Source organism: Paenibacillus sp. sgz302148, from assembly GCF_056120465.1.
Window position 1 is genome coordinate 365954 of the sequence record NZ_JBVYOJ010000002.1, and the last position, 25679, is coordinate 391632.

General features: G+C 56.4%; 21 protein-coding genes. 6 read left to right on the forward strand and 15 right to left on the reverse strand.

The features are described 5' to 3' along the window. Positions 1-375: 375 nt before the first annotated feature. The 5 genes from AC0LWM_RS05285 to AC0LWM_RS05305 form a co-directional block, all read right to left on the reverse strand. Positions 376-1620 (reverse strand): DUF445 domain-containing protein, encoded by a 1245-nt coding sequence (locus AC0LWM_RS05285; protein ID WP_474673848.1) that lies wholly within the window; start codon positions 1618-1620, stop codon positions 376-378. Between the two features lie 202 nt (positions 1621-1822). Continuing rightward, entirely contained in the window at positions 1823-2707 is an 885-nt protein-coding gene (locus AC0LWM_RS05290) for an ROK family protein (RefSeq protein WP_474673849.1), read from the reverse strand. Positions 2708-2929: 222 nt separating this feature from the next. Then, a complete protein-coding gene (locus tag AC0LWM_RS05295) occupies positions 2930-3133 on the reverse strand; it encodes a cold-shock protein (protein ID WP_474673850.1) in 204 nt (67 codons plus the stop codon). 364 nt (positions 3134-3497) lie between these two features. Further along, complete coding sequence (locus AC0LWM_RS05300) at positions 3498-4307, reverse strand: GNAT family N-acetyltransferase (protein ID WP_474673851.1); 810 nt, start codon at positions 4305-4307, stop codon at positions 3498-3500. Between the two features lie 89 nt (positions 4308-4396). Further along, positions 4397-5203, reverse strand: coding sequence for a helix-turn-helix domain-containing protein (locus AC0LWM_RS05305; protein ID WP_474673852.1), 807 nt, complete (start codon positions 5201-5203; stop codon positions 4397-4399). A gap of 139 nt (positions 5204-5342) precedes the next feature. On the opposite strand from AC0LWM_RS05305, the gene AC0LWM_RS05310 reads away from it, so the two are divergent. Together AC0LWM_RS05310 and AC0LWM_RS05315 are read left to right on the forward strand one after the other, a co-directional pair. Next, positions 5343-6551 (forward strand): MFS transporter, encoded by a 1209-nt coding sequence (locus tag AC0LWM_RS05310; RefSeq protein WP_474673853.1) that lies wholly within the window; start codon positions 5343-5345, stop codon positions 6549-6551. Between the two features lie 53 nt (positions 6552-6604). Beyond that, the gene (locus AC0LWM_RS05315; RefSeq protein WP_474673854.1) at positions 6605-7384 is read left to right on the forward strand and encodes an ABC transporter ATP-binding protein; all 780 of its coding nucleotides are present in this window, start codon (positions 6605-6607) and stop codon (positions 7382-7384) included. 273 nt (positions 7385-7657) lie between these two features. On the opposite strand, the gene AC0LWM_RS05320 is transcribed toward AC0LWM_RS05315, so the two are convergent. The 8 genes from AC0LWM_RS05320 to AC0LWM_RS05355 all read right to left on the reverse strand — a co-directional run bounded on the left by AC0LWM_RS05320 (position 7658) and on the right by AC0LWM_RS05355 (position 19872). Beyond that, complete coding sequence (locus AC0LWM_RS05320) at positions 7658-8329, reverse strand: SOS response-associated peptidase (RefSeq protein WP_474673855.1); 672 nt, start codon at positions 8327-8329, stop codon at positions 7658-7660. A 63-nt stretch (positions 8330-8392) separates the two neighbouring features. Beyond that, positions 8393-11116: a winged helix-turn-helix domain-containing protein gene (locus AC0LWM_RS05325; protein WP_474673856.1), complete on the reverse strand. Its 2724-nt coding sequence runs from the start codon at positions 11114-11116 to the stop codon at positions 8393-8395. A gap of 197 nt (positions 11117-11313) precedes the next feature. Further along, entirely contained in the window at positions 11314-11847 is a 534-nt protein-coding gene (locus AC0LWM_RS05330) for a YceI family protein (RefSeq protein ID WP_474673857.1), read from the reverse strand. Between the two features lie 426 nt (positions 11848-12273). Beyond that, positions 12274-13173 (reverse strand): GyrI-like domain-containing protein, encoded by a 900-nt coding sequence (locus tag AC0LWM_RS05335; RefSeq protein ID WP_474673858.1) that lies wholly within the window; start codon positions 13171-13173, stop codon positions 12274-12276. A 120-nt stretch (positions 13174-13293) separates the two neighbouring features. Beyond that, positions 13294-14958, reverse strand: a complete 1665-nt coding sequence (locus tag AC0LWM_RS05340; protein WP_474673859.1) for a hypothetical protein — start codon at positions 14956-14958, stop codon at positions 13294-13296. Positions 14959-14962: 4 nt separating this feature from the next. Then, positions 14963-15751 (reverse strand): ABC transporter ATP-binding protein, encoded by a 789-nt coding sequence (locus AC0LWM_RS05345; RefSeq protein ID WP_474673860.1) that lies wholly within the window; start codon positions 15749-15751, stop codon positions 14963-14965. A 188-nt stretch (positions 15752-15939) separates the two neighbouring features. Next, positions 15940-16503 (reverse strand): GNAT family N-acetyltransferase, encoded by a 564-nt coding sequence (locus tag AC0LWM_RS05350; RefSeq protein WP_474673861.1) that lies wholly within the window; start codon positions 16501-16503, stop codon positions 15940-15942. Between the two features lie 171 nt (positions 16504-16674). Beyond that, entirely contained in the window at positions 16675-19872 is a 3198-nt protein-coding gene (locus AC0LWM_RS05355) for an RCC1 domain-containing protein (protein ID WP_474673862.1), read from the reverse strand. Positions 19873-20141: 269 nt separating this feature from the next. Here AC0LWM_RS05355 and AC0LWM_RS05360 point away from each other — a divergent pair, with 269 nt between their 5' ends. From AC0LWM_RS05360 to AC0LWM_RS05375, 4 genes are all read left to right on the forward strand, one after another. Then, on the forward strand, positions 20142-21026 hold the full coding sequence (locus AC0LWM_RS05360) for an ankyrin repeat domain-containing protein (protein WP_474673863.1): 885 nt from the start codon (positions 20142-20144) through the stop codon (positions 21024-21026). Between the two features lie 5 nt (positions 21027-21031). After that, the gene (locus AC0LWM_RS05365; protein ID WP_474673864.1) at positions 21032-21871 is read left to right on the forward strand and encodes a GNAT family N-acetyltransferase; all 840 of its coding nucleotides are present in this window, start codon (positions 21032-21034) and stop codon (positions 21869-21871) included. Positions 21872-21883: 12 nt separating this feature from the next. Next, positions 21884-22282 (forward strand): ankyrin repeat domain-containing protein, encoded by a 399-nt coding sequence (locus AC0LWM_RS05370; RefSeq protein ID WP_474673865.1) that lies wholly within the window; start codon positions 21884-21886, stop codon positions 22280-22282. 264 nt (positions 22283-22546) lie between these two features. Next, positions 22547-24139 carry a catalase gene (locus AC0LWM_RS05375; protein WP_474673866.1) on the forward strand — a complete coding sequence of 531 codons (1593 nt, stop codon included), beginning with the start codon at positions 22547-22549 and terminating at the stop codon, positions 24137-24139. Between the two features lie 220 nt (positions 24140-24359). Here the strand turns inward: AC0LWM_RS05375 and AC0LWM_RS05380 are convergent, their stop codons facing one another. Both AC0LWM_RS05380 and AC0LWM_RS05385 read right to left on the reverse strand, forming a co-directional pair. After that, on the reverse strand, positions 24360-25172 hold the full coding sequence (locus AC0LWM_RS05380) for an arylamine N-acetyltransferase (protein ID WP_474673867.1): 813 nt from the start codon (positions 25170-25172) through the stop codon (positions 24360-24362). Positions 25173-25187: 15 nt separating this feature from the next. Next, complete coding sequence (locus AC0LWM_RS05385; protein ID WP_474673868.1) at positions 25188-25643, reverse strand: DUF2269 family protein; 456 nt, start codon at positions 25641-25643, stop codon at positions 25188-25190. Positions 25644-25679 lie beyond the last annotated feature (36 nt).

The window sequence follows — 25679 nt, forward strand, 5'->3', positions numbered from 1 at the left end:
CCGCAGCTGCAGCCGAGTGGTATTGGACATTCCCTTCTTTTCCGCTCCTTTGTCGATTGCGCTGTCAATCGCAATAAAGACCAACCATCATGGCTCTACACCATGATGATTGGCCTTTTTATTTGACTCGAAGCTACAGAAGTCACTATTGTTGCAAAATGTACAGCAATTGAGCACCGACTAATTCCCTCTAAAGAAGATGTTGCACACCGTACAACAATATCGGTGAAAACCTGCGATATTACGCAAAATTGTTGTAGCCTATGCAAGATTATGCCCTGACGGGCCTATCATCAGCTTGAAATATTGCACGCAGTACAACATGATGCAAAAATCCGGGCCATAGTTAGTTGGATCGCCATTAATAAGCTTTTCTTAGAACAACATCTTAAATCCGGTCAAAGCGATGCCGATCAAAAACCCGCACACCGCGCCGTTGACGCGAATCCATTGCAGGTCTTTGCCTACCTTCTCCTCCAGCATGCGGATGAGCGTTTCATTATCGAATTTGTTCAAATTCTCTTCGACGAGAATGCCGATTTTCGCATGATTCTTTTCCACAAACTGAACCAGTTGGGTTTGAATCCATTGTTCAATCGCTTCCACGTGCTCCGGCGTCGATTTTAACTTTTCAATCAGCTTGGCCGCAAGCGGCTCGACGAACTCGTCGGTGAACCGGCTATCTTGGATGAAAATAAGCGCCTTGTCCCGCAGCGATTCCAGCCACGACGCCAGGAACGCTTCCAAATCCCAGCTCGCCAGCAGCTGCGCTTTAAGCGAATCCAGCTCTTGCTTCAGTCCTTCATTGTCGCCTAGACCAACCAGCAGCTTGCGCAGTTCATACAGGACCATGACTCGCAGCGGATGATCGTGATTCAGGCGCATATCCATCAGATTCGTCAAAATGACGCCCTGCAGCAGGCCACCTAGCTTCTCCTCGTTCATCATGCCGGCAAAAGCGTTCAGCGCGAACGACATGAATCCGCCAACCTGCGCATTGCCCAAAGCGTTTAACGCCATGCTGCCGAGCTGATCGCGGAATTGCGGCTTGCGGGCCACCTCCTCGACCTTGTCGAGCAGGAAGTCGATCGCCCGATGGTCGTATCCGCGGGCCACCGCTTCGTCGCCGAGCCGCTGCACGATTGCGGCGACGTCCAGGCTCTCTGCTTTGATTTTCAGCTCATGCGCAATCAGCGGCACCGCTTTGTCGATCGGAAAATGCCGCAGCAGCTGCTCCACGAGAAACACGGCCGCCTTCGCCGCGTCCGGCAAGCGCTGCTCGAGCAGTCCGATCAGCCGTTCGCCGATGCGGATTTCGCTAATCTTCTGCTTGATGCTGTCCTTCGTGAGAATATCGTTTTCGATCGCCGATATAAGCGAACGGATAACCTTCTCGCGGTTTTTCGGCAGCAGCGCCGTATGCGGTATCGGGATCCCCATCGGATGGCGGAATAACGCCGTCACCGCGAACCAGTCCGCGAGCCCGCCGACGAGCCCGGCCTCGAAGCCGCCCTGCAGGAGCGCTCCCGCGGTATACCCCTGAATCGGCAGCGTCGCGAGAAACCCGGCGCCCATGACTCCGAGCGACACCGCCGCCACATGTTTTGCTTGTCCTGACATGATGAACCCCTCCGATTGAACACGTGCTATCGCATAACGATTATTTTAACACTATACCCAGGATTATATTAGAATCTTGAAGCGGCTGCAAAAAAACCGCAGAACGATGTCTGCGGTCCTTCGTCGGTTCGTTTGTCTCATCCGGCGGTCTCAGCGTCTCATTGGCACCGACTGTCATTTCATCGACTTGGTGCTGACCAATTTACTTGCTCAGGCTTTGCAGTTCCCGCTTGGCGATGACGAGCGCTCCGCTTAAGCCCGCGTTGTCGCCGAGCCCAGGCGGCACGATATAATCGTCGATGCCGGATAGGATTTGCGGCGTTTGCACGTATCCGTTCAACATCCTCTGCACCTCGCGGCGGATGATCGGGAACAATTGCAGCTGCTTCATGACGCCGCCGCCCATAATGATTTTTTTCGGCGATAAAATATAAATAAAGTTCACCAGCGCTTGCGCCAAATAGTACCCTTCGATCTCCCAAACCTTATCGATCGACGCCAGCTCGTGCCCCTTCTTGCCCCAGCGCCGTTCGAGCGCAGGTCCGGCAACCATGCCTTCCAGGCAATCGCTGTGGTATGGGCAGAAGCCTGCGTATTCGTCCTCGGGATGTCGGGTGATCATGATGTGCCCCATCTCCGGATGCAGCATGCCATGCAGCATGTTGCCCTCCACGATCGCTCCCGCGCCGACGCCGGTTCCGACCGTGATGTACAGGCAGCTGTCCAGCCCCTTGGCTGCGCCCCATTCCGCTTCGCCCAGCGCCGCGGCGTTCACGTCCGTATCGAAGCCGATCGGTACGTTCAGATGTTTCTTCACGTTGCCGAGAAAATCGTATTGCCCCCAATGCGGCTTCGGCGTTGTCGTCACGTATCCGTAAGTCGGGCTATTCTTGTCCAGATCGACCGGACCGAACGATCCGATGCCCAGCGAATCAATGGACTTGTCGCTGAAATAGGCAACCACGTTCGCGATCGTCTCTTCCGGCGTTGTTGTCGGAAAGCTGATCCGATCCAATATTTCTCCATGCTCGTTGCCGATGCCGCACACGAATTTCGTGCCGCCCGCTTCAATCGCTCCCAGTTTCATTGCTCCATATCTCCTTTATCCATGATGACTAAGATGAACAGCCAACGCCGTCCGCTCCCGGACGCGTTCGTTTATCCTGAACATATAAGGCCATTATATATGACGAAGCCTGCAAAGTCCTGTATTTAAAAGAAAAGCTCCTATTCGAAGCCTTCTCTGCGACTTATCTGTAAACAAAAACTGCCCTTAACCTAAGTTAAGAGCAGTCCGTTCTTTTTCGGCTTAGTATACTTTAACTACGTTCTCGGCTTGCGGTCCGCGGTTGCCTTGAACGACGTTGAATTCTACTTTTTGGCCTTCGTCCAACGTTTTGAAGCCTTCGCCCGTAATTGCGCTGTAGTGCACGAATACGTCGCTTCCGCCTTCAACTTCGATAAACCCGAAGCCTTTTTCCGCGTTGAACCATTTTACTGTTCCTGTTTGCATCGCTTGAATTCCTCCAACATGGTTTCCGTTTGCGTGATCCTTTTTTGGTAAAAAAAATCACATTTAGAAATTATCATGTTCTTCGATAAAAAGCAAATGCGCGGAAGCTGCTATTCGATGGATCAAAAGAAAGCTGAACAAGCGAAAACCCACCGCGTAATGGTTGGCAGCCTTTACGATGGGTTTCCGCTTAGAGTTTCTTAATCTAACGCGCGTCGTGGGTGTCTTGCATTGATTCATTATCCGGGGGCGTTAAGTGTTACCGCACTTAACGGTCCATTTTTAGTATATGCAAATTATGCACATGTTTTTCAAAGCTTATCATAACATTTTTCGCTAGGCATAGTCTATCCCCGGTTATCCGCTAATTAAACTTCAAGTCGACGACTTCCCCGCACTCGGTAAAACCGACGTTCCGGTACACTTTGTTGGAATCAGGATTGCTCATGTCCGCGTACAGCATTGGGACAAGGCCTTCTTCCAGCAGCTTCTCGCATAAGCCCGCAACTACCGCGCTCGCGTAGCCTTTCTTGCGATGAGCCGGCGGCGTCACGACGCCGTTGATACGCGCGTGGCGGGGCGAGCGGTGTGCGATATTCGCCATCGAGACGGGTCGCCCGTCCACCGTCCACAAATACAGGTTGCCCGATGCCGCCATCGATTTCGCCTCCGGCAGTAGGCTCTCGGCGCTGGCGACGTGTCCGAATGCGCCAAGCGCGAAGTCGGCCAGAAAGCCTGCAACAATTAACGCATCCTCCTCGGTCGCTTGCTTGAGCGTTCCGGTCGCTTGCGACGGAGGCACGACCTTCGGACAGTGATACGCCTGCATCGCCATATGCCGACGGTATGCGCCGCCCGTCCGTTTCGCATAAACTTCGGCGAACATTTCAACGGCCGGCGCTTCCCCGCACACGCCCGGCAGCGGGCGGTCGCCCAGCCTCTCGCAAAGCCCCTGGAAAATCCGCAGCCTCTCCTCGTTCCCTGCATCGCGGCTAATCCAGAGCCAGCCGTTATGTCCCGTCGTCTGCGTGAATATCGCCCGTCCGTCCTCCGCCTTCAGCCGCAAAGCGTCCTCGAAGCCGCTGATCAGGTGCAGCAGGTTAAACATCACCTCGTCGTCCGTAAAAGGCCGTTTGTGCAAAATTGCATCGTCTTTCGCAAGCACCCCAAACATGCGGTCCCCTCCTCCGCGGCATGAGTCGACTTGCTTCTCTTCAGCGCGCCGCATAATTCCTCGTATTGTACGATCGTTCGAATGTTCTGTCAATTACGCAACCCGCTGCGATATTGCTCCGGCGTCACCCCGACCATCTTGACGAACACCCGATAAAACTGGCTCGTGCTCGAGAAGCCAAGCCGGAAGCTGATTTCCGTCACCGTGGCGCCGGTGTGCCGCAGGCGCGACTTCGCTTCTTCGATGCGCAGCGAAAGCATGTATTGATAAGGCGTCATGCCGAGGATCGTCTTGAACGAGCGGATAAAATGAAACCGGCTTTGCAGCGCGATCGCGGCCAAAGTGTCGATATTGATTTTTTCCGTAAAATGCTCGTGCATGTAGTCGAGCGCCATCGCCATGTGCCGATCTGCCGCGGACGCGCTGGCGAAGGCAGCGTCCCGCCGGTTCGTCTGATTGCCCTTCAGCACGCGCGACAAATAATAAAGCACCTGCGATTCGGTTTCCTGCACCGCCATCGGCTCCATATGATCGTGCAGCAGCAGCGCCGCCGCCCACTTGCGGAAATGGCCGTTCAGTTCCACCGGATCGATGTGTTGGCGGATGTCCAGCTCCACCGGCTGTTGCAGGTTGAACTGGTCGAAGCTGCCGCGGTCGACCTGCAGCACGATGACGCCCGCACCCGACGAGACGTGCAGCTCGTGCGGCTCCTCTGGGTATTGCACGAAGCCTTCGCCGCACGCCAGCTCGTACGACTGATTTTGGCGCGCAAACACACATGATCCGTAAACCGGCACCGTTATTTGAAACTCCCGCTCATGGATGTGCGGGGTGGTGTTATGTTCCTCTTCGATTTTCCAAAGCGTCATCTGCGGCGTATCGATTTTTATTTTCATCCGTGTTCACCCGCCATCCGTTTTCTGCCTATTACACAAGAGTATAGCAAAAGTTGCTGTCATTCGCCGCAATTTTCACGACGACATTGCTGGCCAACTTTATTTAAGATGAATGAAAAAAACGGATAGGGTGAGCAACATGAACACATCGATCGCCGTGCAAACGACGGCACAACGCACGTCCATCATGCTGCTTGGCGTCAGCTTCGCACATTTGCTGAACGACGCCATGCAGGCGGCCGTTCCGGCCGGATTCCCGATTTTTCAACAGTCGATGCACTTGAGCTTCGCTCAGGTCGGCTGGGTCGCTTTTACGCTCAACATTACCGCATCGATTTTGCAGCCGCTGATCGGCCGTTATACGGACCGTAAGCCGCTGCCGATGCTGCTGCCGATGGGCATGCTGTTTACGCTGATCGGCATGGTCGGCTTGGCGCTGGCAAGCCAGTTTTTCGTGCTGCTGCTATCGGTTGCACTGATCGGCGTCGGATCGTCGATCCTGCATCCGGAATCGTCGCGCGTCGCGCATCTGGCCGCAGGCAAGAGCAAAGGGCTGGCGCAGTCGATTTTTCAAGTCGGAGGAAATACGGGACAAGCGCTTGCCCCGCTCTTGATCGCGTTCTTCATCGTCCCCCGGGGACAAGGCGGGTTTCTCTGGTTTACCGCTTTAGCGGTTATTGGCATTATGGTACAGTGGTATATAAGCAAGTGGTACGGGCAACAAATGCTGTCGCGTGAACAAAAAGCACGCCCGGCAAGCGCTGGCGAGCGCCGTTTTAGCACCGGATACATTGCATTCGTGTTTACGGTGCTCATCGTATTGTTATTTTCCAAATTCGTGTACCTGGCCAGCATGACGGGATATTACGCCTTCTATGCGATGGAGCGGTTCCATCTGTCGCTGGAGCAAGCGCAAATTTGCATGTTCGTGCTGCAATTCGCCGGCATGGTCGGAACGCTGCTCGGCGGGCCTCTGGCGGACCGTTTCGGCCGCAAAACCGTTATCTGGTTTTCGATATTCGGCACGGCGCCATTTTCGCTGCTGCTGCCTTATGCGAGCCCGGCGGGCGCCATCGCGCTTTGCTTTTTTATCGGCCTGATCTTGATGTCGGGCTTCTCGGTCATCATCGTGTATGCACAAGAAATGATGCCGGGGAACGTCGGCACGGTCGCAGGTTTGTTCTTCGGCCTTTCGTTTGGCCTCGGCGGTATCGGTTCGGTCGTGCTGGGCTGGGTCGCCGACACCGTCAGTATATCAACGATGATGCATGTCTGCGCTTGGCTGCCGCTGCTTGGCGTGATCGCCTTCCTGCTGCCAAAGGATAAACGGCTGGTAACATCTTCTTAGTCGTGAAAATTAGGTTGTCTTTCTGTACGGAAACCGAAACGGAGTGAATTTGCATGGACTACATGATCGAAATCGAAGGCGTTACGTGGAAGCGCGGAGAGCTTATGCTGCTGAACGACGTTCATTGGAGCGTTCGCCAGAACGAGCATTGGGCGCTGCTCGGACTGAACGGTTCGGGGAAAACAACGCTGCTCAATATGATCAACGGCTATTTCTGGCCGACGAAGGGCAAGGTGACCGTCCTGAACCATCGATTCGGGGAAGTCGATTTGCGGGAGCTCCGGCAATCGATCGGCTGGGTCAGCTCGTCGCTGCAGGAGAAGCTGTACGGCGGCGACCGGACGCAGCTCGTCGTCATCAGCGGCAAGTACGCCTCGATCGGGCTGTACGAGAAGCCGGTGCCGGAGGATTACGTCCGGGCGGAGGCGCTCATGGCGACGCTCGGCTGCTCGCATCTGTGGGACCGCGAGTACCGGACCTGCTCGCAGGGCGAGAAGCAGAAGCTGCTCATCGCCCGGGCGCTGATGGCCGATCCGCAGCTGCTCATCTTGGACGAGCCGTGCAACGGGCTTGATCTGTTCTCGCGGGAGCGGCTGCTGGCGAGCATCCATGACTTGACGCAGCAGGAGAATATGCCGACGCTGATCTACGTGACGCATCATACGGAGGAGATCCTTCCGGTGTTCGGCCATACGCTGCTGCTGCGACGGGGCGAGGTGTTCCGCCAAGGGGAGACGCACGAAGTCATGAACTCGGCGACGCTCAGCGCGTTCTTCGAAGCACCGGTCGCCGTGGAGCAGCATGATGAACGGTATTATGTGAGGTTGGCTTGACGCAACTGGAAAACATGCAGTTCTCCTGTTTGCTTCTCTTCAGCATAATAATTGGAAAATCTGTATTTATTTTCAACAAAAGACCTACTCCGAGCTTTAAGGAGGAAAATAACATCAGGAAATCCCGTTAATCCGGCAAAAGCCGCTGGAGACGGGACAATTAACTACATGATATACAGTTGTTGCTTCTCTGCATCGACTGCTGCACCCGAAACTGCAAAAGCCTCCTTGCGAGACACTCCCGCAAGGAGGCTTTCTCTGTTACTCCCCGGCTTAGGCGAAATCCGCCCGAACCTCGAGAATGCAATCCGGCGACTCGTTCGCTTCGTCGTCAACCAGCGGCGAGACGGGATAGGCACGCAACATGTAGCCGTCCAACGGCTCCAGATGCTTGCGGAGCGTAGAAAAATCGGTTACCGCCGGGTTCAGCCAATCGGCAGCGCCTTCTTCGTCCAGGATGATCGGGACGTCGCTCTGCCAGACGGAGATCGCCCCCGAGGAAGGCGCGGTCAAAATCGTAAACGCGCGCACCTCTTCGCCGCGTCCGTTGAGCCAGCTGTCGTAAAAGCCCGCGATGCCAAGCAGCGGACGTCCCGGCAGCACGATGTGCATCGGCCGCGGCGTCTTGCGCCCTTCCTCCGGACGCCAGCCATAGAACCCGCTGCACGGCACGATACAGCGCTGCCTGCGCAGCATCCGCTCGAAAAACGGCTTGCCGGACAGCCAGCGGCTGTCCGCGTTCACGGAATCTTTGGCCCAGAAAGGAAACAGCCCCCACCGGGCCTCCTCCAAAATCCGTTCCCCGAGATGATTGTTCATCACGATGGTCATCTGCTGCAGCGGTGCCACATTATAACGGTTAATGCTGCAGTGGTGCACGTGCTCGATGCCGAACATATCGACAATATCCGATTTTTCCGCTTTGACGGAAACGCGTTTGCACATGATGTCGCCCCCTGGATAATTACAAGCTATATCCAGTATTTGCATACGGGCCGAAATCATGCATCATGGTTCCGATTCGAACAGGCTCAGCCCTTCGGCAGCGCTTAACGCCTGCGTCCGCGACGATACGCCAAGCTTGCCGTAAATGCGCGACAAGTATACTTTGACCGTGCCTTCGGACAAATGAAGCGCCGCCGCAATTTGCCGGTTCGTCGCTCCCTTGCGCACGAGCTGCAGCAGCTCCAGCTCCGCACGGCTCAATGGCTCGACGAGCGCCTGCACGCCTCCTGCCGCCATGCCGCCGTACGCTTGCAGGCCGCTTCCCGCCACCGTGCCGCCGAGCGCCCGCCCCGCCACCGTGCCGCCGAGCGCCCGCCCCGCCGCCGTCTCGCGCGTGCCTTGCTGCGCCTCGAACGCCGCTACGAGCGTGTGCGCATACGCGACGAGCTCCGCTTCCGCAAACGGCTCGCCGTCGCCTCGCGAACGATCGGCCTGCTGCACGAACTGCCGCAGCAGCTCCGCCATCGGCTCGCCCTCGTCGAGGAAGCTGCGCACATATCGGTTCGCCTCGCCGACAGCGAGCGCCTCGCGCAGGCTGCGCATCGCGGCCGCCCGCTGTCCGTGCCGATGCTCGAGCAGTGCTTGCAGGATCAAAGCCTCGGCTATGCCGCTAATCAAGTTCTCGCGCTCCGTCTGCGGACGCAGCTCCGCAAGCAGTCGCAGACCTTCGCTCTCTTTGCGCTGCGCGCCGAGCAGGCGAATGTACGTCATCCATAGAAACTCCCGGTCGAATGAAGGCTTTCTTTGGCCGGATAAACGGAATTCCTCCAGCTCCTTCCTAGCCTGCGCCACCCGCCCTTCCTGCAAGTAAAGACGCGCCTTTAACGCCTTCAGCGGCATGATCCAATCGTACTGGGCAAGCTCCTCGATCCGTATCACCGCGGCATCTATCGTTTCATGGGCCAGCCGACCGCGCCCTTCCGCCATATGAAGCCTCGCTTGCATAATGCGGCAAGGCACATAAATGCCGGGGACTTGGTCGTGCCTGCTCTCCACGGCTTTGTCGATAAGCCTCAGCGCCTCCCTGCTTGCTTCAAGCTCGTTCCATTCATAATAGCCTTCGCATAGCGACATCTTCACGTACAAGTTGATGAGCGACTGCCCCCAGCCGTGCGCTTCGAGCACTTCGGAGAAACGGTTGCCGATCGCTTTTGTTCCCGGCGAGATTTTCCCCTTCAAGCCAAACGTCGTGCGACGTACCAGCGGTTCGTTCCAGTTGAAGTTGAAATTGTAGAACACCGGATTTTCCGGCATCATCTCGTCGTCCAGCATTTCGATGAAGGCAAACCATTCGTCATAACGGCCGCTATAGAACACAAGGTTCGATTTGACGAAGAAAAGCCCGCTGCGGATATGCCTTCTCTCCTCCATGTCCGCCCATGACCGATACTCGGTTTCGAGGCGCTGCCACTCTCGCTCCGCCCGGTCCAACTGCTCGGTGGAGATCAGGATGAATGTATAGAGCAGCGCCATCTGCGGAGAACGCGGCGCCCAGTCCGGCATGCTTTCGAACCACCGCAGCAGTGTCGCGAATTCGCCTCGCTGCAGCATTTTGCCGATATGCGCCTCGAGCAGCCGCTCCATCAGGAGGTATTCGCCTGCTTGCAGCGCATAATCGATCGCTTCACTGTACAGCCCTTCCGACGCAAAGTGTTCGCTCGCGCGCCGATTCAACGCCGGCCAGCTTTCGGGATCGGTACGGCGCAAACGACTGCGAAGGAAATCGGCGAACAGATGGTGGTATCTGAACCAGTTCCCTTCATCGTCCAGCATGACGATAAACAAGTTCTGGGCCTGAAGCGATTCGATCATCTGACGGCTTGCCTCGCACCCTGTCACGGCATGGCATGCGGCCGCATTCATCCGCTCGAGCACCGAGGTATCCAGCAGGAAACGCTGCATCGCTTCGGGCTGTTTGGCGAGTACTTCGTTTAATAGAAGCTCGGCGACATGAACATGACTGCCTTGAAACTGGCCGATGAGCCGGTTCCGATCCACCTCCCCGCGCATGGAAATTGCGGCCAACTGCAAGCCGGTAACCCAACCTTCCGTCTGCCGGAGCAGCTTGCCGATTTGCCTGCTATGTAAATTCAGCTTCGCCGATTCGTTGTAGAATAAGCCGGCCTCTTCCAGCGTAAATTGCAGGTCTGCTGCACCAATGCCGCTGCTCTGCTCACGGGCCGCCCATTTGGCGGTCGGGAACGGCGGCAAAGTCCGGCTGGCGACGGCTAGGTGAGCATTGTCCGGCAGATAGTCGATGAAATAGACGATTCCGTCATGAATGCGTTGATTTTGAATAAGATGATAATCGTCCAGAACCAGCAGCAAGGGCTCCCCTAACGCCAGCAGTTCGTTCAATAAGCCGTCCAGGAAGGTTTGCAGCGAAATGCCCGGCAGCGACCGGGCCAGCCGGGCGATCCGGGTTCCCGGCTGCTCCGGAACGACGGACACCCATGCATGCGCGACATAACGCCAAAATTTCAAAGGATCGTTGTCCGTTTCGTCAAGCGATACCCAAGCCGTCCGGTACCGGTCCGCATAAGCCGCCGCCCATTGGGCCAGCAGCGTTGTTTTGCCGTAGCCCATCGGGGCGCAAACCGCCGTGAAGCGGCCTCGCAATCCGTCGGATACGGAATACAACAACCGCTCGCGGCATACCGCGCCCGGCTTGAGCGCAGGGATGCGTATTTTCGTTTGCAGCAATACCGAGTCGACGGACGGTACCATGTTGTTCCCCCTTGTAATTACAAAAATATTCCGAGCTCCATCTCATACCCCCATTATACACAAATATGCAAAACTCGACGGAGAAACGGCTTATCGAAAATAACGCAGAAAAACCGAAAGACCGAACGCACTCCTTGCGCCGATCTTCCGGTATATATCCAAACCTATTTATTCAAACCTATACAAGCCAATCGCGATTAAGCTTGTTTCGCCGCTTCGATCTCGATCGATACTTTCACTTCGTCGCCGATCAAGACGCCGCCCGTTTCCAGCGCAGCGTTGTACGTCAAGCCAAAGTCGCTCCGCTTAATGCTGCCGGTACCGCTGAAGCCGACTTTTTCGTTGCCCCAAGGGTCGCGTCCTGCGCCCTCGAACGTTACGGAGAACGTTTCCGGACGCGTTACGCCGCGAATCGTCAGATCGCCGGTTACGTTATATTCGCCGTCACCCTTGCTTACGATGTTCGTCGATTGGAACGTCATCTTCGGATGTTGCTCCGCGTCAAAGAAATCTCCGGAACGCAGATGCGCGTCGCGGTCGTTGTTGCGCGTATCGATGCTGGCGATATCCACGCTGAACGAAATGTTCGCCGTCGTCAGGTCTTGCGGATCTGCCTCGATGTTCGCTTCGAACGTGTGGAACGTGCCTTTAACCTTCGCGATCATCATATGACGAATGGTAAAATCTACGCTGCTGTGAGTCGGGTCTACTGCCCATTTTGCATTTGCCATGAATAAAAACCTCCCAAATTTATTAAATAACTTTTTTAAATTAACTAATTATTATAAAGTTATATTACAATTGAAACCAACGTATGTCAATCGGATTTTTTGTAAATATTTGCGCCATGCGTCACCTCTTCTTCGCGAATATAAGAAAAACTTCTATCGAAGTCCTTCAAGGATGAGCGATCGCGTTTTAGCGGAAATTTATTCTTGGTAAAGAAAGTTCTCTTTCGCTTTAATGCTTTTGCGAACTTAAACTTTCTTTATCGTTAAGAAAAACTTCTATCGAAGTCCTTCAAGGATGAGCGACCGCGTTTTAGCGGAAATTTATTCTTAGTAAAGAAAGTTCTCCTTCGCTTTAATGCTTTTGCGAACTTAAACTTTCTTTATCGTCAAAAAAGCCAATCCGCATTGGGATTGGCTTTTGGATTGCTATTTCCGTTGACCGGCCAGGATCGGGATGTATATATCCATTTCCATGGCGGATTTGTCCAAGCAGCGTTCATCGTAACATTCAATTTCATAAGTTCCGGCATGCTCAAAATTACTCCGGGGGAACCATTCCTGAAAAATATATCGCCACGTATTTTGAATGGCGGCCGAAAACTCCGCGATCGGCACCTTCGGCGTTGTAAAAACGGCGAATTGCTGCCTTGGAAACGTCCTTAACGCCATACCGGCGGGCGCTTTCCCCTGCAGGTCCGTTTCGTAGCCGATAAGGTAGGAGAAGCTTCCATGCCTGTGCTTTTCGAAATCGGTCAACATGTTCAGCCTTCTGCCCGAGTTCACCTTGTTCGGAATTCGTTCTCCCAGGTTATGCTGAAAATAATCGCCGATAAACCGGGGAATATCGGTAAAGCTCCGATTGTCTATCGCCGTTGTTCGAAGCTGGTACCCGATCCATCGAAACGGCTCCACCGTCTTCATTTGCGGCTCCATCATGACACCTCCCGTAAATTTCGACAGAGACAAGCGATTCAACCTGACTTTCTTGTAAATCATGCTGTCGTCGCGATGCAGGCGGAAAGCTTGCGGACTGACGTGAAAATATTTTTTGAACGCTCTTGTAAACGTCTCGTGGTTGTTGTACCCGCATTCCAGCGCAATGTCGATAATGTTGCCGGTGCGCTCAAGGAGCTGCTTCGCCGCTTCGGATAGCCGTCTCTTCCGGACATACTCCACGGCGGTGACCCCGACATACGCATGAAACATTCTGTGAAAATGATATTCCGAAAAGCACGCAATCGCGGCAAGCTCCTGCAGGGAATGTTCCGCGAAAAGATTTTCTTCAATAAAGTCGATCGTTTGCTGAATCCGTTCTATGTATCGCATCCCCTATACCTCCGCCGACGGGCTACGCTATAAGTGTAACAGTTGCGGCGTTGATTTCCTTGACGTTTTTTGCGCGTTTAAAGAAAAAAGACCGGGATGACTCCCGATCCTTGAATTGGATTAGCTCGCCTGCCCGCTCAGCTTCACACTGCGAAACGCCAGTCTCCACACCGCGATGTTCGCCACAAGCATCAGCACCGCGTAAATCACACTGCCAAAAGGCAGAAGCGTGCTTGCGAAATGCAGTAATACGAATGCGCCGATCAGCAGCATCAGCGGCAAAACCACCACGCCATCCCCTTTGCCCGCAGCGCTGAACGGCTCCGAGAAAGGCATGACCTTCTTCATCAGCTTGAAGCAAACAACGGTATACAATGCGGAAGCCAGCAGCACCGCCACCAGATCGATCGCGACACGGACGCCGAAGATCGCCAGGAATGCGACACTGACCAGAATATACACCGGCACGTACAGCCTCACGAGGAAAGCTTTCAGCGAGCCGCTGAAAACCGCCCCGACTTCCCGGACCGGGGTCGTCCTGTAGATCCAGGCCCCCTTATGCTTGCCGGAATATTTCAACATCATGATGACCGTCGGAATAATGATCATCGTCATATACATCGCGAGGTACCACTTGCTCTCGGCCAGCTCCGCCCACGACCCGTCGCGCAGCGCGTTGAACATAAAGATAAACGGGAATATAAACGAAAATCCGAGCGAAGGATATACCTTCAGCTTAAATTCCCTTTCACCCCGCATCATCAGCGACGCGAAGCGGTAAAACGACCGCTCCTCCGGGCTCTTGCAGAGAAGCTTTGCAATGCCGTCGGCCAAGCCCCGCCGCTCCTTCTTCTTCGCCGCGCCGCTATGCGACAGCTTCATCAGATTCCGCTCGAAGGACGGCACCAGGTTCATATACAGCGCGAACGAAACAATCGGCACGAATACGGCCAGTCCGGTAAAGATGACGAAATGATGCTCCCCGTTGCCGGCCAGCAGCCATTCGAACGGAGCCGCGAACCAGACCGAAGGGACGAATGCTTGCCACCAGGCCGGCTTGAACACGGTCTGCATGTGAACGAGGTCGAACGACCGCGCGGCAAGCTGATAACCGACCGTAATGACGATAGAGAGGACGATTTGCACATAGTTGATAATATCCTTCAGCTTCTCTCCGTCAAAAAACCGCAGGATGAGCATATACACCAGCGCCGTAACGACCATGATGAACATATCCACCAGCACGATCTCCGCCGCGAACAGCAGAAAAAAAACGATGCCGTGCTTGATCAACGCGGTCACAAGAGGAGCCGCCGTTAGCGACAAAGTCAGGAAGAACAAATAAATGCCGACATGGACGGCTTTCGCCATGCTAACCGTTTTTTGCGTGACGGGTTTCGTCCCGATAATATGTTTGTCTCTGATATCGAGCAGGACCGAGGAAAAATCCGAAATCATCGACGTCATGATCATGAACATCAAAATGCTGAACACAATGCTCATCTGGAACATCGGGCTGTCGCCGATCAGCATGAAAGGAACCATCAGCAGCCCCAGCAAGCCGTACATCCCTAACGACTTGTTAAAGTTGTTTTCGTCTTTCTCGACCCCTCGGGCGTCCACCTGCTTCTTCCTGTTCGACTGGTTGAACATCGTCGGCACTCTGCGCCGGTCCATCGTCAGCTTTGTTTGCAGGATGAGGCGCATCGTCTTGTAGTCGGCACCCAGCCTCTCGAATAGCCCTTGGAAACGGTCCAACACCTGAAGCGTCCGAAAATCCTTCATGGTCTTAGTCCCCCCGTACGATGGAGACGAACTGCTCGGCAATCGACTTGTGCTCGTGGAACCCGGTCAGCTCGTTGAATATTTCCTCCAGCGTTCCTTCCTTGGATTGGTTCTTCAAGTCTTCGAAGCTGCCGTCCGCGACGATCTGCCCGTCGGCCAGCAGGATGATCCGGTTGCTGATCTTCTCGACAACCTCCATGATGTGCGACGAATAAAATATCGTTTTGCCTTGCGCGGACAGCTGGGCCAATATTTCCTTCACGATCATGACGCTGTTGGCATCGAGGCCGCTTAACGGCTCGTCGAGAAACAGCAGGTCGGGGTTGTGCAGCATGCTGGATACAAGCAGCACCTTCTGGCGCATTCCTTTCGAAAAGGACGAGATGCGTGCTTCGTATTGGTCCGCGAGACCGAAGCAGGTCATGAGCCTTCTCGCCTTCCGGTCCGCATCGTCGCGGTCTAACCCGTACAGCTCGCCGATAAAGGTTAAGTACTCGCTGGCCGCCAAGTTATCGTAAATCTCCGCGACCTCCGGCACGTAGCCGATCCGCCGCTTGTATTCGACGTTGCCGTCCGCGATGCTGCGGCCGAATATATTCACTTCGCCGGTGTAGCCTTCTACGAGGCCGAGCATGATTTTGACCGTCGTGCTTTTGCCGGCCCCGTTCGGGCCGATATACCCGATGATTTGGCCCGGGTACACGTCTACGTCAATGCCCTTCAAGACGTAGCGGTCATTGTATTTCATGCGCAAATCTTTGATCGATAGAATGGGAGTCCGATTTTGTTCCATAATGGTTTCCTTTCTACGCATCTTGATATGATAATTTTAGCATAGTCGGGTATCCTTGTGGCATGAATCGAACCATCAGATGCCTTGCATGATGGAACCAACATCGGAATATTGCAAATAACCACGTTCAAGGAACGCGGTTGTTTGCGAAGGTTGGCCCCGCGGATTCGTCGGCATCCGCCATTCGGTTACCCGGTTATTTTTACCATGTGCTCGTAAATATGGCCGAACAGCTCCAGCTCGCCGTCTTTGACGTAACCGATTTTTTCATAGATGCGCCTCGCATGCGCATTGTCGCGTTCGACGATCAGCGCAATTCGGGCGTACCCGCGCTTCTCCGCCTCCGCTTCGAACGCCGCCAGCAGCGCCTTGGCGATGCCTCTGCCTTGATAATCGGCGTCGACCGCCAGCGAATCGAGGTAAAACTCGTCCGCCTTCGCTTCCTTCGTGAATCGTACGCCCTTCTTGTGCGTCAAGGCTTCGATTCGCTCCACAAGCGGCTCATCCAGCTGCTCCATCCTGCTCCCATGGTAAAATAACGCAAAACCGACGGGACGCCCGTCAAGCTCCGCCACGATCGTATTTTCATAGCTGATCCTGTTGCCCCTAAGCTCATAAAAATGGCGCAGCACCGCGGCAGCCTCGCCGTCATCCTGCGTTCCCGTCAGCATATAAGCGATGTCTCCGATCGCGGAACAGATGAGCGGCACGACATAAGCGGCATCCTCCGGCCGGCCGTATCGTATGTTCATCGCGGTCAACTCCTTGTTGTTGGTCTGTCTCTATCGTACCGTTTCCCGCGGCGAAAAGCGAATCCTCGTCCCGAACGAAGGAACCGGGATGAGGATGAACCGTCCGCAAAAAGGAGAGAGCCAACGGCCCCCTCCTTCCGTTTAATCCGATAGTCCTCCTGGCCTGCCGGCCTACAGCGCCAACAAGTCCTTCATGCGAAGCAGGACCGTCACGATTTCGGCCCGTGTCGTGAAATCTTGCGGCAGCAGTGCACCTCTGCGGTCACCGGCGACCAACTCCGCGCGCAGCGCTTCCGCATAGGCGTCCCGCGCCCACGGCGGAATCTGTGCCGCATCGGGATGCGGTGACAGCAGCGCCTCCCGGTCGGCGGACGTCAGCGCCCGCGGCGCATAGCCGGCCGGCGCGAGCGCGCGCTGCAGCATAACGGCCATCTCCGAGCGCGTAATATAGGCATTCGGCTTAACAGTGCCGTCCTTATAGCCGACCATGATGCCTTCGGCTAAAGCGTGCCCGAGCGCGTCGGCGGCCCAGGCCGGCCAAGCTTCGCCGGATGCGGGCCCGTGCTGCGCGGACGGTCCGCCGCCAGTACCGATCAGCCGCATCAGCATAACGGCGAACTCGGCACGGGTCGTCTTTCCGTTCGGACGGAAGGTGCCGTCCGCATAACCGCCGACGAGCCCAAGCTCGGCCGCCCTGCGGATGTCTTCGGCCGCCCAATGCCCCGCTACGTCGCTAAACTGCGGCACCTTGCCGGGTTTCGGCCCGGTCTCCTCCGGAGCCTTCGGCTCAGACATGCCGCCGTCGCCCGGCTCGGGCTTGCCGCCGTCATCCTTGCCCGGCGTGCCTGTTCCCGGCTGCGGCTCTGGATCGGGCTTCGGCTTCGGCTGTGGCTGCGGATCAGGGTCCGGCCTTGGATTCGGCCCTGGTCCTGGTCCTGGCCCCGGTCCAGGATCGGGCGACCCTGGATTGGCGGCGCTCACTTGTACGATCGCTGACGCCTCGTACGTCGCATACGTCACTGTCATGACCGTTTCGCCCGGCGTCAGGCCGGTTATTCTACCCGTTCCGTCTACGCTGGCGATTGCCGTATCCCTTATGCTGTAGCTGCTCGTTGCCGTTACATCGGTCATCGTGCCGTCGTTATACCTCGCCTTCACGATCGCTCGCGTAGACTGCCCTTGAACGACGGTATACCGCTGCGCTTCGACTCCGATGCCGGTCATCACCGGCGTAAATGTCACCGTCACCGGCTGCGCAATCAGGTCCCCGCCGCGCTTCGCCGTTACGGTTGCCGTTCCCGGCGTATTCGAGAGAAGCTGCGTCTTATAGACGCCGTATTCCGGCTCCGCGACGCCGCCGAGCTGCCCCAAATTCGTCGTCAGCTCGATCACCCCTCCGCTTTCCGTCAAGGGGTTGCCGCTTGCGTCCTTCAGTTCGAGCACAAGCTCCGAAGCGCTAACGCCGTCTGCCGGCAGCCGATCCGGCGTTGCGATCAATGTAGAGTGCGCCATGTCGGGATCGCCCGATAGAAATTCCACTTTCGCCGTCAGACCGATCGGGCCGCCGTTCAGCAAGGCACTTACTGTCGCCGTACCGGTTGCGGCGGATCGAATACGAGCCTCGTAACTTCCCGGAGCCGAAGGCGATTCGGTCGCCACATCGACTTCGCCCAAATCCGTTACGAACGTTACCGTATCCCCGCTTTGGGCCACATCATTGCCATAGGCATCGTGCAGAAGAAGCTTTACGGTCGCTTCGCTACGCCCATCCGCAACCACCGTCGCGGGGACGATCGACATCGACGATTTGCTCGTGTCAAGCGGGCCGGGGATGACTTGAACTTGCAGCCGCGGCTGAAAGTCCATGCCGATAATCGTTGCCGACACCGTGGTTTCGCCTGCCCTTGTCGGTATGTATTCCGCTTTGTATTTGCTTGTATCCTTATCATACATCACTAAACTGAGCGTTCCTGCGTCCGAATGCATCGTGATCCGGTCGGCACCAATTTGCTGCACATTCCCCCAGAAATCCGCAAGCTGCAGCTCCACCGTTGTCTTTTGACCCGCCTGGACAGGTGTAACAACCGTACTCCATGTTGCTTTCTCCGGTGCAGATAAGCTCATCGGAAACAACTTAGGCACAACAGGCTCCGTTCGACCTGCCCCCAGCTGTCCGAATCCATTATCGCCGACGCTCCACACCGAGCCATCTGTTTTCAACAACGTGGAGTGAAGTTGGTTAGCGATGATTTTCCCAATGTCCGCTATAGGCGATCCGTCTTCCGTTTCCGTTACCTGCCCCGGAACCGAAGTTTTATCTTGAACGGCATCGCGCCCCAATTCTTTCCTCAAATTGCTTCCCCATGACCAAAGCGTGCCGTCTGCCTTAAGAGCAAGCGAATGGCCCCAACCTGCTGCGATGGACCTCACGTTGTCAAGAACGGCAACCGGCTGGGCCGTACTTACCACATTATATTTATCCGGACCAAGGCCCAATTGTCCGAATTCATTTCTTCCCCAAGCCCAAACCGTATGATCGTTCCTTATGGCCAATGCATGAGAGCTGCCTGCGGAAATCGCTTGGACTTGGTCAAGTTCCTGAGCTGCAGATATGATTACGGGGATCGGATAAGTTTGAAATATTATCGTATTGCTTCCGATACCCAATTGATAACTTGAATTGATGCCCCACGCCAGCACTTTGCCGTCCGTCGTCAAAGCGAGAGAAAAACCCAAACCCGCCGAAACTTGCTCAATATTCCCCAACGGTTCGTTTGACGCCTTCATTACCTTCACGGGAGCTGCTACAAAATTTCCGGAACTGCCGATTCCAACTTGCCCGAATTGATTATCCCCCCACGCCCAGACCGAGCCATCCTCCGCCAAAGCGAGCGCATGGGTGTCTCCCGCGGCGATTTGTTTGATCTTGGACAAACCAGGAACGGGTTCCGCATAATAACCATAATACCCGACGGTGCTGCGTCCAAGCTCTTTGCTCGCATTGATGCCCCAGGACATCACCGTGCCGTCTCGCTTCAAAGCAAGCGAATATTGCGCTCCTGCCGCAACCTGAACGACATCCTGCAGAACGCGAAGCTTGTCCCCGTCGTATCGCTCGATAACGAACATCCCGGAGCCCGCCGGTATCATGCTTTTCCCCCCGTTACCGAGCTGCGCCGTCCAGTTGATCCCCCAAGCTTTGACGGTTCCGTCGCTCATGAGCGCAAGCATGTGCTCATTTCCCGAAATCGCCGTCGCCTTCAAGGCAGGCGGCGGGGCCGCTTCATCCGCCGTAGCGGGCGCTGCCGGCAAGCCGACCGACACCGCGGTGAGCAGGACAACGAGCAGCCAAATGATTTTTTTCCTCATATCGTACCTCCAATCTTAGCGAGGATAAGCTCCTTCGCATGTTTTCGTGACGCTTCTTCCCTTCCGTCCAACGGTTGATACGCCTGATGGGCAGACGTGCCTTCATTGTAAAAATATTTTCGCTTCCCGTAACTTAACGAAAGTTAATTGTTTGTCGAAAGAGCACGAATTCGTTCTGGTTATTTTCCGTTGACATTATTTTCAATTGGATGGTAAATTAACATTGTAATAAATATTACACATTTATAGAACATAAGGTGTTTACGGTTATGAGCAAAAAGCAAGCAAGAAGCGTCGTCCTGTCCGTGCGGCTCGACGAGACTACCCTCGCCGCTGTCGATCTGCTCGTCGAAGCAGGGCTTGCGCAAAGCCGGTCAGAGGCCGCTTCGCAATTCATCGGGCTTGGCGTGCAGGCGTCCGAGGAGCTGATCCTCAAGGCAAGATCGCTGGCCGAGCATGTCCGTCAGCTCAAAACGGAGATGCTAGATGCGGTCCGCAGCCAAAATCTCGACAAGGTGAAGCAACTGCTGGAGCTGGATGAGCAGCTCAAAAACGCCGCAACCGGCGAAGGCCATACGGCGATTCTCATGTCCGCCTATTACCGGGCGAACGAAATTAAGGAGCTGCTGCTGGGCAAGGGAGCGGCGCTGAACCTGTACGAGGCGGCCGCGGTCGGGCATACCGGACGGGTGCGCGAGGCTTTGCAAGTCGCGCCGGAGCTGATCGACAGCCGCAGCTTCGACGGCTACACGCCGCTTGGATTGGCCGCCCACTTCGGCAACGAGGAGACGGCCGCGTATTTGATCGGCGCAGGTGCCGACGTCAACCGGAGAGGCGCGGACGGCAAGCTGAACAACATGCCGCTGCACGCCGCGATCGCCGGCAATCACGCCGATGTCGTGCGACTGCTGCTGCAGGCCGGAGCCGATGTGGACGCCCGCTGCGAGGGCGAGCTGCGCCGCGGGTACACGCCGCTCCACGTGGCGGCACATTTCGGCCGTGCCGACATTGCCGCGCTGCTGCTCGGGCACGGCGCCGACCCGGCGCTTACGAACGCCGACGGCCTGACCCCGGCCGAGTATGCCGAACGGAGGGGCTATGGCGAAATCGCAAAGCTGCTCGCCTCCCCGCTTGATTCCAGCCAAGGAGGTTAACTCTTATGCAGCCAAACCATGACGCGCCGCCGTTCTTGATGGACGGCGGGCTCGCTGCGCGAATCGTACAAGCCGAAATCGACTTCACGACATCGCGCATCGCCTCGATCGGAGAACGGCCGGGCAATCCGATGGGCGTCGACATCCGCACCTTCGGCCAAGCGACCGCATACGCAGTCAAGGAGATGCCCTGGCCGGCGTTTAACGTCGTGAAGGGGCTGACCGATGCGGATGCCGGCTATGTCGGGGACATCGTCCGCATGTACCAAGAGCGCCGCATCGCCTTCCAAATCGACGTCGACCCGGCGGCAAGCGGCCCGGCGCTGTTTCGGGAGCTGGCCCGGCACGGCCTGTGCCAAACGGCTTTCCACGCCGTGCTATACGGCCCTCCTCGGCAGGAAGAACAACCGCCGCCGGCGCATATCCGGATCGTCGAAATCGTAAACGATGCCGATTTCGACGCTTACGCCGAGGTGCACTGCGTCGCTTCCGGCATGGATGTCGCCCACAAGCATCATTTCGTCGCCAACAACGTCGGGTTGCTGCGCCGTCCGGGCTGGCGGCTGTTCCTCGCTTGCGACGGCGACACGCCTGCCGCCGTCGGGGTGATGCACGTGCATGGACGCGTCGCATCCTGCACGCTTGCAGCGACGGTGCCGGCGCACCGGAACCGCGGGCTGCACCAAGCGCTGCTGCAGAAGCGGCTGCACGAAGCCGCGTTGGCCGGCTGCGAGCTGGTCGTCGCCCAGGCGGCGTTCGCCGGGACGAGCCATCGCAACATGGGACGCGCGGGGTTAAACACCGCTTGGACAAGAGCGGTATGGGCGCCTTTAAACCATTCATAGGAGGTCGATTTCATGGCTGAAACGACGAGTATTCAACCGGAGTTGGTTCATCAATTCGTTTACAACGCACACGGAGATTTCGACAAGGTGAAGGAACTGCTGGAACAGGAGCCGGGTCTTGTGAACGCGGCCTGGGATTGGGGAGGCGGCGATTGGGAGACGGCACTTGGCGCAGCGGCCCATATGGGCCGGCGCGACATTGCGCTCTATCTGCTGGAGCGCGGGGCGCGCATCGACCTGTTCGCCGCCGCTATGCTCGGCAAGCTGGCGATCGTACAAGCGATGCTGGAGGATAACCCGGAAGCGCTGCACGCAGCCGGACCGCATACGATTCCGCTGCTGATGCATGCCAAAGCCGGCGGCGAACACGCAGCCGAGGTCGTCGCTTACCTGGAGTCCAAGCTCGCCTAAGCTAGCGCCGATATCGCAGCAGACCGTGCACGCCCGCCATCCCGGAGCACCGCACCCAGCCACCGCATGATCCGAACAGGAGATGAAGTCCTTCATCTCCTGTTTTTTGCGTGTTCGCATGCAGCGCCTGCCTTAAGCTAAACCCGTGCCTCCGGCGTGCCCGCCACCGCTCCCCCCGTTGCCCGGCGCCCGTCGCGAATAATCACCGCCCCCGTTGGAACAATAGGTTTGTTGAATATTTCCAAACGAGAAAGGCGGCAAACGATGATCGACCAGAACAATAAGGCGGGAGCATCCGGTCAAGCGAACGGCGGCGATACGTTAACGGACCGGCAGGGCCATCCGATTAAGGACAACCAAAACGTGAGAACCGTAGGAAGCCGCGGACCGACAACGCTCGAAAACTATCACTTCCTTGAGAAAATCACGCATTTCGACCGCGAGCGGACGCCGGAGCGGGTCGTGCACGGACGCGGCGCAGGGGCGCACGGCGTGTTCGAGGCGTACGGCAAAGTCGGCGACGAGCCGGTGTCCAAGTATACGCGGGCGAAGCTGTTCCAAGAGGCCGGTAAGCAAACGCCCGTCTTCGTGCGGTTTTCGACGGTCATCCACGGCATCCATTCGCCGGAGACGCTTCGCGATCCGCGCGGTTTCGCCGTGAAATTTTATACGGAAGACGGGAACTGGGACTTGGTCGGGAACAATTTGAAAATTTTCTTCATCCGCGATCCGCTTAAGTTCCCCGACATGGTGCATGCGTTCAAGCCGGACCCGGTCACGAACGTGCAGAGCATGGAACGGTTTTTCGATTTCGTCTCCCTCAGCCCTGAAGCGACGCACATGATCACGTTCGTGTTCTCGCCTTGGGGCATTCCGGCCAACTACCGGCAGATGCAGGGCTCCGGGGTCAATACATACAAATGGGTGAACCAGGACGGTGAAGGCGTACTCGTCAAATACCACTGGGAGCCGCTCCGCCAAGGGATCAAAAACCTGCTGAAGCGAGAAGCCGAGCAAATTCAGGGCACGGACTTCAACCACGCGACGCTCGATTTGTACGAGGCGATCGAACGCGGCGATTATCCGGAATGGGAGCTGTGCGTGCAAATCATGAGCGACGACGAGCATCCTGAGCTGGATTTTGACCCGCTCGATCCGACGAAGCTGTGGCCTGCCGATCAATTCCCGTTCCTCCCGGTCGGCAAAATGACGCTGAACCGCAATCCGGCCAATTATTTCGCCGAGGTGGAGCAAGCGGCCTTCGGCACGGGGGTGCTGGTGGACGGCCTCGATTTTTCCGACGACAAGCTGCTGCAGGGCCGCACGTTCTCCTACTCCGATACGCAGCGTTACCGTGTCGGCTCCAACTACCTGCAGTTGCCGATCAATGCGCCGAAGGCGCCTGTCGCCACGAATCAGAGCGGCGGGCAAATGTTGTACAAGGTCGATCTCGCCCCGGGGCAAAATCCGCACGTCAACTACGAGCCTTCTTCACTCGGCGGTCTGCATGAAGCGCCTCGTACCGGCAAGGATCACGAGCCGCATTACGACGCGAGGCTCGTTCGGCAAAAGATCGACCGCCCGAACGATTTCAAGCAAGCGGGCGACACGTACCGTGCTTTCGAGGAATGGGAGCGCGACGAGCTCATCTCGAATTTGACCAACGCGCTGGCGCAGTGCAATGCCGACATTCGGGAGCGAATGCTCGGCAACTTGACGCAGGCCGATGCCGAATACGGCAAACGCGTAAGGGAGGCGCTGGAGCGCAGCGCGGCCTCCGGCGGTAAAGGCGACAGCAAAGCGGACATGGCCGTGGAAATGGCGAAGGAGCTCGGGCACGAAACGGATCGCTACTAAGCGGCAGCAAGCCGGCTCGGCGCCGCGGGAAGATTCGCTCCGCAGGCCGGATAAGGCAACTTCGATTCCGCTCGCCTTCATGTCGGCGACCCACGACGCGACATAAGCGATCGACAGCGCGTAGAAAATTGCATGACACATACACGATATGGAAGCAAGAAAGGCGCGCAGACTGTCGGCTGACAGCTTGCACGCCTTTTTCACATATCAACGATGTTCGTTACGCGGAACCCGCGAATAAACGCACGTCTCTCTCGGCCAGAAATGCAAGTACCCACGATAAATCCTCTTCCCGCAAATGGAATACTTCGCCCATCATCCGCATCCACTCCCCGCGGTCGGCATACTCCTTCACCTGAATATCCGTGTCGGACTTGATCAGCAGCTTCGCGTTCACGACCTGGTAGCAAACCCGGTTTTTGAACATGGTGGCGACCATGCGCCGCATGAACGGATTGTCGTCCTCATCCCGATGCGAATGAACGATGTCCTCCGTAAATGCGGATAAGTCAACCGGCGTCCAGTGAATCGTCTTGACGACGAAGCTTTGCCCGCCGCTTCTGCGATCGATCCGATACGCTTCGTCCCCGACCCGGGTGACGATAATCTCTTCGCCGCACCGCACGAAATGAGGCTCCTCCTCAAGCGCAAGCGGCTCGAACAAAGGCGCCATGTAGCCGACATCGACGTAATAGGATCGCCCGCCTACCGTAACCCTATTGCCAAGATGGGCATTCCCGCCCGAAGCCCGGACATGCTCCACGTCAAAACCAAGCGAGCGAAGCAGCCCGGCGAAATGAATATTGAGAATGTAGCAGTTGCCGCCCCAGCCTCTCTCCGTTAAATGATCGAGGAACTGCTCCTTCGGGGGGATCAGATTTTGCATATCGGCGCCCGCATAGTAGTGATATTTGCTGCAAATTTCAAAGGGAACGCGTTCCAGATGCGCTTCAATCAGCGTTTGCAGAAACGAATATGTCGGCTTTGCCTTCTCCACGCCAAGCCAAGCCAAATAGCGATCCGTCCAATTCATCGCGCTGCTCCTCCTTTATACCGGCTTGATGACCATCAGCACGATGATTACCGTCGCAAGAACGCATACGGCGAGATGAAGGCTCCGTACTTTTGCGAGTAACCCCAGAGATTTCTCGTCGAGCTCCGTCGCCGACATTTTGCCTAGCCAATCTAGCGCAGCCGACAGCCGTTTCGTCGCGGGAGCGAGCCATCCGATAACCACGACTTCAGCCGCCACATACACCATCAACGCGCCGAATAGCCAGATCGACATAAATGCTCCGTAGCTGCCAAGCCATACGAGCACCAGTCCCGATACGACGGCAAGCGTCCCGAATATTTTCGGAAACGTCTCCAAGCGGGATACCAGCCCAACCATCCGCGTCACCTCGGCAAGCGACGGATTTTTGCGAAGCATGACCGGAAAAGCATACGCCGGGCCAAGCCCGATGACGGCGGACAATACATGAATCAACACGAGCCATTGCATACAAGAAACACCACCTGTTTCATAAGGATTCAGATC